General features: G+C 66.7%; 9 protein-coding genes. 8 read left to right on the forward strand and 1 reads right to left on the reverse strand.

Annotation, left to right across the window (positions count from 1 at the left end):
- The first annotated feature begins 159 nt into the window (after positions 1 to 159).
- Positions 160 to 369 (forward strand): hypothetical protein, encoded by a 210-nt coding sequence (locus ToN1_RS10960; RefSeq protein WP_169207330.1) that lies wholly within the window; start codon positions 160 to 162, stop codon positions 367 to 369.
- A 105-nt stretch (positions 370 to 474) separates the two neighbouring features.
- Here ToN1_RS10960 and ToN1_RS10965 read toward each other — a convergent pair whose 3' ends face one another.
- Entirely contained in the window at positions 475 to 1635 is a 1161-nt protein-coding gene (locus tag ToN1_RS10965; RefSeq protein ID WP_169207329.1) for a class I SAM-dependent methyltransferase, read from the reverse strand.
- Positions 1636 to 1741: 106 nt separating this feature from the next.
- Here ToN1_RS10965 and ToN1_RS10970 point away from each other — a divergent pair, with 106 nt between their 5' ends.
- The 7 genes from ToN1_RS10970 to ToN1_RS11000 all read left to right on the forward strand — a co-directional run bounded on the left by ToN1_RS10970 (position 1742) and on the right by ToN1_RS11000 (position 11840).
- Entirely contained in the window at positions 1742 to 2488 is a 747-nt protein-coding gene (locus ToN1_RS10970) for a pteridine reductase (protein WP_169207328.1), read from the forward strand.
- Positions 2489 to 2654: 166 nt separating this feature from the next.
- A complete protein-coding gene (gene ttcA, locus ToN1_RS10975) occupies positions 2655 to 3512 on the forward strand; it encodes a tRNA 2-thiocytidine(32) synthetase TtcA (protein WP_211162188.1) in 858 nt (285 codons plus the stop codon).
- A 124-nt stretch (positions 3513 to 3636) separates the two neighbouring features.
- A complete protein-coding gene (locus ToN1_RS10980; RefSeq protein WP_169207326.1) occupies positions 3637 to 4485 on the forward strand; it encodes an FHA domain-containing protein in 849 nt (282 codons plus the stop codon).
- 34 nt (positions 4486 to 4519) lie between these two features.
- Positions 4520 to 4939 carry a YqaA family protein gene (locus ToN1_RS10985; RefSeq protein WP_169207325.1) on the forward strand — a complete coding sequence of 140 codons (420 nt, stop codon included), beginning with the start codon at positions 4520 to 4522 and terminating at the stop codon, positions 4937 to 4939.
- A 17-nt stretch (positions 4940 to 4956) separates the two neighbouring features.
- Positions 4957 to 5316: a RidA family protein gene (locus ToN1_RS10990; RefSeq protein WP_169207324.1), complete on the forward strand. Its 360-nt coding sequence runs from the start codon at positions 4957 to 4959 to the stop codon at positions 5314 to 5316.
- Positions 5317 to 5462: 146 nt separating this feature from the next.
- On the forward strand, positions 5463 to 9362 hold the full coding sequence (locus ToN1_RS10995; protein ID WP_169207323.1) for a DUF3683 domain-containing protein: 3900 nt from the start codon (positions 5463 to 5465) through the stop codon (positions 9360 to 9362).
- 267 nt (positions 9363 to 9629) lie between these two features.
- Entirely contained in the window at positions 9630 to 11840 is a 2211-nt protein-coding gene (locus ToN1_RS11000) for a TonB-dependent receptor (RefSeq protein ID WP_169207322.1), read from the forward strand.
- Positions 11841 to 12001: the final 161 nt, after the last annotated feature.

Raw genomic sequence — 12001 nt, forward strand, 5'->3', positions numbered from 1 at the left:
CCTGCCGCAGCCCCGCCGCGGAGCATGATTCCGCCCCGTGCCGGAGTTGAAAACAGAGCGTGAGTCCGCAGATACGGAGCAAGGGATTCAGGAATCGGACGCGGCTGCCGATAGTTCACCCAGGTAGCCGGATCACCCGAGCACGCAGCGGAGGCCAACATGGTGACGATCATGGACATGACGACGGGCAAGGCCATCGAGGAGCCGACGGAAGAGTACGGCGACGAGGTCCTCAACGCGAACTGGCTGCCGCCGCAGCCGGAAGTCGCGGCACGGCTGCAGGAAGTCGAGCACGCCGCACACGAAGCGCCGGTGCCGCCGATCGACGTCGAGCATTTCCTCGAAGCGGTATACCGCTACCAGGAATGAACGGCTCGGTTGTTGCGCGCGAGCCCGCGCCGCAGCGCGGTTCCGCACGCGCAGAGGAGCAGTTGATCGCCGCGCCGGCCGGCGCGGGCGCTGCGTCTTGCCGTGCTAGAGCGCGTGCAGGCGATCGCCGCGCATGAACCCCAGCAGCGGTTCGGCGATGCCGCGCCCCACGGCGAGCACCTTGAACAGCTCCCCCATCTCCTGCGGCGTCGTCAGGCGCTGCACGGCGCGCGCCGCGCGGATGTAGTCCGCGCTCTCCTCCGGCGCGCGCCGCGCGAGGCATTCCAGCACCCCGCAGTTGAACAGGAAGGCCGCCTGGTTGGTGTAGCCCAGCACGTCCAGCCCGGCGTCGAACGCAGCTTCCGCGACCCCGGTGAAATCGACGAAGGCGGTGATGTCGTTCAGCCCCGGCCACAGGAAGGGGTCGGGATGCGCGTTGTGGCGGTAATAGCACAGCAGCGTGCCGCTCGAGCGCGAGGGCAGGTAGTACTCGGCACGCGGATAGCCGTAGTCGATCAGCAGCAGCGCGCCGCGTTCCAGCCGTCCCGCCCATTCGCCGATCCACGCGCGCCCGGCGAGGTTGAGTTCGGTGACGTACTCGGCGCTCTCCGAGCGCGGCAGATCGAGCGCCGCGGCGGCTTCGGCGACCGCGCCGGTGGCGGGCGAATCCGCCCAACGCAGCACGCCCTCCCCGTCGACCGCCACGCCGCGTTCGTACAGCGCGTCGCCGCGCGTGGCGACCACATGCACCGGCATCACGTCGAGCACCTCGTTCGCGACCACGGCGCCGGCGAAACGCTCGGGCAGCGTATCCAGCCACTGCACGCGCGCGGCCAGATGCGGCGCCTTCGCCGCCAGCGTGTCGAACTGGCGCTCCCGCAGTTCGCCCGAGACTTCCAGGATGCCGTAGCTCTCCGGTGCGCAGCCGCGACGCTCGAGTTCCAGCAGCAGGTCGGCGGCGAGCAGGCCGGTGCCGGCGCCGACCTCGATCACGTGCGGGGAAGACGCGCGCATCACCTGCTCGACCTGCGCCGCGAGCGCCTGACCGAACAGCGGCGTGAGCTCCGGCGAGGTGATGAAGTCGCCGCCGGGGCCGAACTTTCGCGCGCCGCCGCTGTAATACCCCAGGCCCGGCGCATACAGCGCGAGCTCCATGTAACGCGAGAACGGGATCCAGCCGCCGGCCTCGGCGATGGCGGCGGTGATCGTGCGGAGCAGGCGCGCACTCTGTTCGAGCGCGTCGGCGGAAGGTTCGGGCAGGGACATGGGCGAAGTACGACGGAAAACGCGTATTCTAACTGCCGCCGCACGGCCGGGTCCGCCCGCCACGGACGATCGTACCTACAAGAATGAAACACGGAACACCCCAACGATGGACATGCAGGACACTCCCGTCATCCTCGTCACCGGCGCCGCGCGGCGCGTCGGTGCCGAAATTGCGCGCACGCTGCACGCCGCGGGCGCTCACGTCGTGCTGCACTACCGCAGTTCGGCCGGCGACGCGGATGCGCTGGCCGACGCGCTCAACCGCGAGCGCCCCGGCTCGGCCTCGACCGCGCGCGCCGACCTGAAGGAGGACGGCGCCCCCGAGGCCCTCGCGGACGCCCTGCTGGCGCGCCACGGCCGCCTCGACGCGCTGGTGAACAACGCCTCGAGCTTCTTCCCGACCCCGCTCGGCACGATAGACGCCCGCGCCTGGGGCGACCTGATCGGCTCGAACCTGAAGGGGCCACTATTCCTGTCGCAGGCCCTCGCGCCGGCGCTACGCGCAGCGCATGGGACGATCGTGAACATCGTCGATATCCACGCCGAGCGTCCCCTGCGCCACTACCCGCTGTACTGCGCCGCCAAGGCCGGACTGCTGGGCCTGACCAGGGCGCTCGCGGTCGAGCTCGCTCCCGAGGTACGCGTGAACGGCGTGTCGCCAGGCGCCATCGACTGGCCCGAGGACGGCCAGATCGCGCCCGCCGAGCAGGACGAGATCGTGCGCCACACGCTGCTGGGCCGCACCGGCAGCCCCACCGACATTGCCCGCAGCGTGCGCTTCCTGATATTCGACGCGCCCTACGTCACCGGCCAGATCCTCGCGGTCGATGGCGGGCGCAGCGCGCACCTCTGAGCACTGCGCCGAAAGGTATAATTCCGCTCGTTTTTTTCGCAGGATTTCCGCCGTGAACGCCCCCGCCACTGCCGCCGAGGCAGCCCTCCCGACCTCGGACGCGCGCCGCGCCGTCGAGGCCCCCCTCCCCGCCGCTGCCGGCGACGCCCGCTTCTCCAACACCTTCCTGCGCCTGAAGAAGAAGCTCGAACGCGGCGTCGGCAAGGCGATCGCCGACTTCAACATGATCGGCGAAGGCGACACCGTGCTGGTGTGCGTATCGGGCGGCAAGGACTCCTACACGCTGCTGTCCTGCCTGATGGCGCTGCGCGAGCGCGCCCCGGTGAATTTCCGCATCGTGGCGATGAACCTCGACCAGAAGCAGCCGGGCTTCCCCGCCGACGTGCTGCCGGCCTACTTCGAATCGATCGGCATCGAGTACCGCATCGTCACGGAGGACACCTACTCGATCGTCAAGGACAAGATCCCCGAGGGCAAGACCACCTGCTCGCTATGCTCGCGCCTGCGCCGCGGCATCATCTACCGCGTCGCCAAGGAGATCGGCGCCACGCGCATCGCGCTCGGCCACCACCGCGACGACATGATCGAGACGCTGTTCCTCAACATGTTCTTCGGCGGCAAACTGAAATCCATGCCGCCCAAGCTGGTCAGCGACAACGGCGAGCACGTCGTGATCCGCCCGCTCGCCTACTGCACCGAGAACGACATCGCGCGCTTCGCGCGCACGATGGACTTCCCCATCATCCCGTGCAACCTGTGCGGTTCGCAGGAGAACGCGCAGAGGAAGCTGATCAAGAACATGCTGCAGGGCTGGGCGCGCGAATTCCCCGGGCGCATCGAGTCGATCGCGACCGCGATGAGCCAGGTCGTGCCCTCGCACCTCGCCGACAATGCGTTGTTCGACTTCCGCGGCCTCACCCGCGACACCCCGGTGGCGGAGGGCGACATCGCCTTCGACCGCCCGGAACTGCCAGCGCCGAACCGCGTGATCCCCATCGTGAGTGAATTCACGGACGAGGACTGAGCGCCCAAGCCGGCGGCTTGCGTCACACCGACCAATTGACGATCATCTCCAGACTCCGCGCCCGCTCCTTCAGCATCGCCCGGCGGCTTCCCCGCCGGCCCGCAACAGCAACGGAATCCCGGCCATGACCGAGCCGAACAACGTCTGCGTCCTCGTCGCCGAAATACCCGGCGCGGACCGTATCGCCGAGGCCCTCGAGCCGGCCGAAGCGCGGCGCGCGCTGGAGCGCTGCATGCACCGCATCGATCTCGCCATCGAAGCCCACGGCGGCACGGTGGAGCGCCGCGCCGACGCTCGCGCGTGTGCCAGCTTTCGGCGTGGCGACGCGGCGGTGCTCGCCATCTGCGAGATGTTCGACCGCGTGCAGAGCCTGCCGCCGCTGCGCGGCCTGCGCATGACGATCTGCGTCGGACTGCACTGCGGGACCGGTGCGGACGACGCGGAGCTCGGCGCCACGCGCCTGGCGGAAGTCGCCAAACCGGGGCACGCCCTCGCGAGCGAGGCGGTCGTCACGCAACTGTCGGCGACCGGACGGCAATTCGTCGCCGCTTCGGCGTCCCGCAACCCCGCGCTTGCCGGGCTTGGCTGGACCGCCTTCGCGGTCGCGCGCCAACCGGCCGCCGCCTCGACTCCGGCCGACAAGCCGGTCGAGCCGCGCGTGCGCGTGCGCCACGGGCAGGACACCCTGTTCGTGGACCATGCGCGCCCGGTCGTGCTGCTCGGACGCGAACTCGGCAACGACATCGTGATCTCCGACCCGCGCGCCTCGCGCCAGCATGCGCGCATCGAGCGTCGGCGCGACGGCTTCGTGCTGATCGACCAGAGCACCAACGGCACCTTCCTCGCCGACGACAGCGGCAAGGAGAGCTGCATCAAGGGAGCCGAGCTGGTGCTCGCCGGCAGCGGGCGCATCGGCTGCGGCTTCTCGGCCAACGAGGTCGAGCGCGAATTGGTGTTCGTCGATATCGTATGACGCACCTGGGGGCAATGCCGGCCTCGCGGTGTCGATGAGCTTCCTGTCGCTGCTCGACCCCGGCCCCGACGCCGGGCTGGCCGCACTTTTCCTGTCGAGCTTCCTGTCCGCGACGCTGCTGCCCGGCGGCTCGGAACTGGTGCTCGCCGGCGTGCTGAGCCTGCGCCCGGAGCAGCTCGTGGCGGCCCTGTCGCTCGCGACGCTCGGCAACACCCTGGGCGGCATGAGCACCTGGGGCCTCGCACGCCTGCTGCCGCAACGTGCCGACACCACCCGCCTCGACTGGGTGCGCCATCATGGCGCGCCAGTGCTGCTGCTCTCGTGGGCACCCGTCGTGGGCGACGCCCTGTGCGCGGCCGCCGGCTGGCTGCGCCTGCCCTGGCTGCCCTGCCTGCTGTGGATGGGACTCGGCAAGCTGCTACGCTACGCCCTCATCGCCTTTTCCGTCACCTGACCACTCTGTCACTCCTCATGAACATCCAGCGCCTGGGCACCACCGCCCGCTATTCCGACATCGTCATCCACAACGGCACCGCCTGGATCGTCGAGGTTCCCGCCAGCGAGAACGCCGACGCCACAACGCAGACGCGCGAGATCCTCGCCAGCCTCGACACTCTCCTGGCCCGCGCCGGAAGCAGCCGCGAGCGCCTGCTCTCCGCAACGATCTACCTCACCGACATGGCCGACTACGACGCGATGAACACCGTGTGGGACGCCTGGCTGCCGGCCGGCACCGCGCCCTCGCGTGCCTGCGTGCAGGTCGCCGGCCTCGCGCGCCCGGGCTGGCGCGTCGAGATTGCCGTGGTTGCCGCAAGTGCGCAGCAGGACTGAACTTTCACGTGCGGAGCTGTCCGAAAGAAGGACAAACCCGCCGGAAAATCAAGACCCTACACGGTCCAAGGGTTTGAAGCGCGCGTATATTGCGCTGCAGTAAGTTACAATTTGCGGTTCACTGCCGTCCGGTACCGGAAGATCTCATGACCCAACGCCTGCGCGAGATTCCATATAACTACACCTCGTTCTCCGACCGTGAGATCGTCATCCGCCTGCTCGGCGCCGATGCGTGGCAGACGCTCAACGCGCTGCGCGACGAACGCGTCACCGGACGCTCGGCGCGCATGCTGTACGAGGTGCTGGGCGACATCTGGGTCGTGCAGCGCAACCCCTACCTGCAGGACGATCTGCTCGGGAACCCGGAACGCCGCCAGGCGCTGATCGAAGCTCTGCGCCATCGCCTCAGCGAGGTCGAGAAGCGTCGCGAGGAAAGCGCGTCGGCCGATCCGGATCGCAGCGACAACGTGGCGCGCCTCGTGACCGCGGCGCACGGCGCAGTGGATCGCTTCGCCACCTTCTTCCACGAAACCGGCGCGCTGCGCCGGCAGACGATGAAGGCGCTCGTCCGCCACACGCGCCGCGACAACATCTGCTTCGACGGCCACGCGCGCGTCTCCCACGTCACCGACGCCACCGACTGGCGCGTCGAGTACCCCTTCGTCGTCCTGTACCCCGACTCCGAAGAGGAGATGGCCCCGCTCGTGAAGAGCTGCATCGAGCTCGGGCTCACGATCATCCCGCGCGGCGGCGGCACCGGCTACACCGGCGGCGCCGTGCCGCTCGACGCGCGCTCGGTGGTCATCAACACCGAGAAGCTCATCGATCTCGGCAAGGTCGAAGAGATGCTGCTGCCCGATCGCAGCGGCAATCCGGCGCGCTCCTACATGACGATCCGCACCGGCGCGGGCGTGGTCACCGAGCGCGTGGCCGAAGCCGCTGCCAGCGCGGGCCGCGTGTTCGCCGTCGACCCGACCTCGGCCAGCGCGTCGTGCATCGGCGGCAACATCGCGATGAACGCGGGCGGCAAGAAGGCCGTGCTATGGGGCACCGCGCTCGACAACCTGGCGTGGTGGAAGATGGTCACGCCCGACGGCAACTGGCTGGAGGTCGAGCGCCTCGACCACAACTTCGGCAAGATCCACGAGCAGGAGACGGTGCGGTTCCGCCTGCGCCGCTTCGACGCCGCGAACTACGCGCTGCTCGGCGAGGAGATCCTGACGCTGCCGGGCGCCTCGTGCCGCAAGACCGGGCTGGGCAAGGACGTCACCGACAAGTTCCTCGGCGGCGTGCCGGGCGTGCAGAAGGAAGGCACGGACGGCCTGATCGTCGCCGCGCGCTGGGTGCTGCACAAGATGCCGCCGGTGACGCGCACGGTTTGTCTCGAATTCTTCGGCCAAGTGCGCGAAGCGGTGCCGGCGATCGTCGAGATCACGGACTGGTTCAAGCCGGGCGCCGAAGGCCATCGCCTCGGCGTGCAGCTCGCCGGCCTCGAGCACCTCGACGAACGCTACGTGAAGGCCGTCGGCTACACGACCAAGGCCAAGCGCCACGGCCGGCCGAAGATGGTGTTGATCGGCGACATCGTCGGCCACGACGAGGCCGCCGTGATGGCCGCGGCCTCGGAAGTCGTGCGCATGTGCAACATGCGCGCGGCCGAAGGCTTCATCGCCGTCAGCCCGGAACAGCGCAAGCGCTTCTGGCTCGACCGCTCGCGCACCGCGGCGATCTCGCGTCACACCAACGCGTTCAAGGTGAACGAGGACGTCGTGATCCCGCTGCCGCGCATGGGCGACTACTGCGACGGCATCGAGCGCATCAACATCGAGCTGTCGACGCAGAACAAGCTCGAACTGTGCGACGCGCTGACCGAAATCCTGCTGGGCGATCTGCCGCTCGACCAGGGCGACGCCAACATCGCCGCCGACGAGCTGATCGGCGACCGCCGCCAGGCCGCGCTCGACTATGTCGCGAGCGTGCGCCGCCGCTGGCAGTGGCTGCTCGACCACCTCGACCTGCCGCTCGCGGAAGCCGAGGCACAGTTCGGCGAGTACGGCATCCACGCCGGCGAGCTGACGAACCGCGCCGCGAACCCGCGCCTCTTCCACCGGCTGCAGGACTACTCGGTGCGCACCTCGTGGAAGACCGAGCTCAAACCGCGCCTCGACAAGATCTTCGACGGCGTCGTGTTCGGTCCGGTGCTCGCGCGCATCGCCGAAGTGCACAAGGAAGTGCTGCGCGGCCGCGTCTTCGTCGCGCTGCACATGCACGCCGGCGACGGCAACGTGCACACGAACATCCCGGTGAACTCCGACCACTATGACATGCTGCAGACCGCCAACCGCGCGGTCGACCGCATCATGGCGCTCGCGCGCTCGCTCGACGGCGTGATCTCCGGCGAGCACGGCATCGGCATCACCAAGCTCGACTATCTCACCGACGAGGAGATGGCGAACTTCTGGAGCTACAAGCACAAGGTCGACCCGGAAGGCCGCTTCAACCGCGGCAAGCTGATGCGCAACGGGCCGATCAAGGGCAACCTCGACAACGCCTACACGCCCAGCTTCAACCTGATGGGCCACGAATCGCTGATCATGGAGCAGACCGAGATCGGCGACATCGCGCACGACATCAAGGACTGCCTGCGCTGCGGCAAGTGCAAGCCGGTGTGCTCGACCCACGTGCCGCGCGCAAACCTGCTGTACAGCCCGCGCAACAAGATCCTCAGCACCTCGCTGCTGATCGAGGCGATGCTCTACGAGGAGCAGACGAGGCGCGGGGTGTCGCTCGCGCACTGGGCCGAGTTCGAGGACGTTGCCGACCACTGCACGGTGTGCCACAAGTGCGAGAAGCCCTGCCCGGTCGATATCGACTTCGGCGACGTGTCGATCAAGATGAGGAACCTCCTCCGCAAGCAGGGCAAGAAGAGCTTCAACCCCGGCAAGGCCGCGGCGATGGCCTTCCTCACCGCGAAGGACCCGGCGACGATCAAGCTGATCCGCACCGGCATGCTCGAATGGGGCTACAAGGCGCAGCGCCTCGGCCACCGCATCGGCAAGTCGCTGGGCCTGATCCAGTCCCAGGTGAAGCAGCCGCCAGCGACGCTCGGCAAGCCGCCGATCAAGGCGCAGGTGATCCACTTCATCAACAAGCCCATGCCCGGCAACCTCCCGAAGCGCACCAGCCGCGCACTGCTCGACATCGAGGACGACAAGGTCATCCCGGTGATCCGCAATCCGCAGGTGAAGCGCGACGAGTCCGAGGCGGTGTTCTACTTCCCCGGCTGCGGTTCGGAGCGCCTCTTCAGCCAGGTTGGTCTCGCCACCCAGGCGATGCTGTACCAGATCGGCACGACGACCGTGCTGCCGCCCGGCTACCTGTGCTGCGGCTACCCGCAGACCGCCGCCGGCGAGGAGGACAAGGGCCAGCAGATCACGACCGACAATCGCGTGCTCTTCCACCGCGTCGCCAACACGCTGAACTACCTCGACATCAAGACCGTGATCGTGTCCTGCGGCACCTGCATGGACCAGTTGCTGAAGTACCAGTTCGACAAGATCTTCCCCGGCTGCCGCCTGCTCGACATCCACGAGTACCTGATGGAGAAGGGCTTGAAACTGGAAGGCATCACGGGCACCAAGTACATGTACCACGAGCCCTGCCACACGCCGATGAAGGTGCATGCGGGCATCAAGGTCGCCAACGAGCTCATGGGCACACGCGTCGACCTCAGCGACCGCTGCTGTGGGGAATCGGGCACGCTCGCGGCCGCGCGCCCGGACATCTCGACCCAGGTGCGCTTCCGCAAGCAGCAGGAGATCGAGAAGGGCGCGGCGGCGCTGCGCGACGGCGGCAAGGATCCGGTCAAGATCCTGACCTCCTGCCCGTCCTGCCTGCAAGGCCTGCACCGCTACGCGAACGATGCGGGCGGAGTGGAGGCGGACTACATCGTCATCGAGATCGCCAGGCACGTGCTCGGCGAGAACTGGATGCCCGAGTACGTTCAGCGCGCGAACAGCGGCGGCATCGAGCGCGTGCTGTTGTAAGGATTTCGCCCAAGGACCTTATCCGCGACGACGGCGTCAGCCGCGCCGATTGATCGCGAGTATTGGAAGCGAATGGGGGCAGGCCGGGATTTCGCATCGAATCCCGGGCTGTCCCCATTTTTTTGCCTCCATTTTTGATCCGGATTTTTTCCCGCCCTCAGCCGCATGCGCCCCTGCGGCAATCGGTCGCATTTCATTCGCCTATGCGGAACACGATAATGCGCGCGCCTGTTCGCTATAGCGACCGATCAATTGAAGGGAAAATCCATGCAGCAGCATTTCCGCCCCGGCACCTTGGCGCTGGCTGTAACCGCACTATTTGTCGAGGCACCGGCAGCGGCCGAAACGCCCCAGGTGATGGACGAAGTGGTGATCAAGGCCGCCAGGATCCTCCCATTGCCGGCGAACGCGGAAATCCTCGGTTCCGGGGATTTGGCGGGCAAACGGTCTTTGGTGAGCGATAGCGCGCAACTGCTGCGCGACATTCCCGGAGTAGCCCTCTCGGGAGCGGGCGGCGTGTCCAGCCTGCCCGTCGTTCATGGCCTGGCCGATGACCGCAATCGCATCAAGGTGGACGGCATGGATCTCGTCTCGGCCTGCGGCAACCACATGAATCCGCCGCTCTCCTATATCGATCCGACCCATGTCGAGGACGCCCGGGTTTACGCCGGAATCATCCCGGTCAGCCTCGGCGGCGACAGCATCGGCGGCGTCATCATCGTCAATTCGAAAACGGCACGCTTCGCACAAGCCGGTGATGGTTTGCTGACTTCCGGCGAATTGGGCGGATTTTATCGTTCAAATGGCGATGCCCATGGCGTCCATGCCTCGGCCACGCTTGCCAGTGAAAACCTGAGCGTGAGCTACCAGGGGTCGACGGCGGAATCAGACAATTACCGCGCAGCAAAGGAATTCAAGCCGGGCACGCTCGCCACCTGGACGAAGGACGGCAGTCACTGGATTGACGGCGATGAAGTCGGCTCCTCCGCCTACAAGACGGAAAACCACTCGCTGGGGGTCGCGCTGCGCAATGACAATCATCTGGTCGAATTGAAGGTCGGATTTCAGCACATTCCCTATCAGGGTTTCCCCAACCAGCATATGGACATGACCGACAACAAGAGCACCCAGGTCAATCTCGGCTACACCGGCAATTTCCGGTGGGGAACCCTGCGGGCCCGTGTCTATGAGGAAGCGACCCGGCACAAGATGGACTTCGGTCCGGACAAGCTGTACTGGTATGGAGCGGCCCACAACGTGGCCGGCATGCCCATGGATACCAAGGGACGCACCACCGGCGCCGCGCTTTCGGCGGATATCGTGCTGTCCGAACGTGACCTCCTCCGCGTCGGCAGCGAATACCAGCGCTACCGGCTGGACGACTGGTGGGCACCCGTCGCCAATTCCGCGATGATGTCCCCCAATAATTTCTGGAACATCAACGACGGACAGCGTGACCGCTTCGACGTCTTCGCCGAATGGGAAGCGCAATGGAACTCGGAGTGGATGACGCTGGCAGGGATTCGCAGTAGCACGGTCAAAATGGATGCGGGCACGGTACAGGGCTATAACGCCATGTACAACGGGGACGCGAACCGCTTCAACGCCAGTGACCGCAGCAAGAACGATGAAAATGTCGACCTGAGCGCACTCGTTCGCTACTCACCGGCCGCGGGCCGGACCTATGAAGCGGGCTACTCGCGAAAGACCCGCTCGCCGAGCCTGTACGAGCGCTACACGTGGTCCACGAACGGCATGGCGATGACCATGAACAACTGGCTCAATGACGGCAACGGCTACGTCGGCGATATAAACCTCAAACCGGAGGTCGCCCATACCTTCGCCTTCACCGTCGATCTGCACCAGGCCGACGGGAACAGCTGGGGGGTCAAGGCCACGCCTTATTACACCCGAGTCGATAACTACATCGACGCGAAATGTCGGACGACCTGCACTGCAAACCGGTTCAATTACCTGCAATTGGTCAATCGGGATGCCCGCCTGTATGGTCTCGATCTCTCCGGTTTCACCGCCCTGGGCCAGATTGAAGGCATTGGCAGCTTCACCGGCAAGGGGGTCATCGGCTACGTGAAGGGCAGGAATACGAGCTCTGACGACGATCTCTACAACATCATGCCGCTCAATGCCCGCCTGGCCCTCGAGCATCGCATCGGGAACTGGACCAATACCGTGGAAGGGGTGCTGGTCAGAGCCAAGAACGACGTTTCACGGGTGCGCAACGAAATGAAGACGGCGGGCTATGGTCTGCTCAACCTGCGCAGCAGTTACGACACGCGGCACTACCGCATCGACCTCGGCTTGGAGAATGCCCTCGACAAGCAATATGACCTGCCCCTGGGCGGTGCGTATATCGGCCAGGGAACGACCATGTCGCTCAACCGGCCGGATGCACCCTACGGTATTCCGGTTCCCGGCATGGGGCGCTCGCTCTACGCAGGTTTCAGCGTGAAATTCTGAGGACGGCGAGGACGTCCGCCGGCTCCGGAAGCCTGTCGACGGCCCCGCCGGGCGGGAGCAGCCGAAGGCGTATCGCGCCAGGCGGACAACATCAGTGCACAACGCGCGGCAGTCGCTGGATAGGCTGCACTGCTCCCGCCCTGCGACCGGACTCGTCGTCG

Origin of the sequence: Aromatoleum petrolei, assembly GCF_017894385.1 — a bacterium.
Taxonomy (GTDB): Bacteria; Pseudomonadota; Gammaproteobacteria; order Burkholderiales; family Rhodocyclaceae; genus Aromatoleum; species Aromatoleum petrolei.

Coding starts and splice junctions, on each gene's coding strand:
- ToN1_RS10960 (WP_169207330.1), top strand. CDS start 160: ATGGTGACGATCATGGACATGACGACGGGCAAGGCCATCGAGGAGCCG.
- ToN1_RS10965 (WP_169207329.1), bottom strand. CDS start 1,635: ATGTCCCTGCCCGAACCTTCCGCCGACGCGCTCGAACAGAGTGCGCGC.
- ToN1_RS10970 (WP_169207328.1), top strand. CDS start 1,742: ATGGACATGCAGGACACTCCCGTCATCCTCGTCACCGGCGCCGCGCGG.
- ToN1_RS10980 (WP_169207326.1), top strand. CDS start 3,637: ATGACCGAGCCGAACAACGTCTGCGTCCTCGTCGCCGAAATACCCGGC.
- ToN1_RS10985 (WP_169207325.1), top strand. CDS start 4,520: ATGAGCTTCCTGTCGCTGCTCGACCCCGGCCCCGACGCCGGGCTGGCC.
- ToN1_RS10990 (WP_169207324.1), top strand. CDS start 4,957: ATGAACATCCAGCGCCTGGGCACCACCGCCCGCTATTCCGACATCGTC.
- ToN1_RS10995 (WP_169207323.1), top strand. CDS start 5,463: ATGACCCAACGCCTGCGCGAGATTCCATATAACTACACCTCGTTCTCC.
- ToN1_RS11000 (WP_169207322.1), top strand. CDS start 9,630: ATGCAGCAGCATTTCCGCCCCGGCACCTTGGCGCTGGCTGTAACCGCA.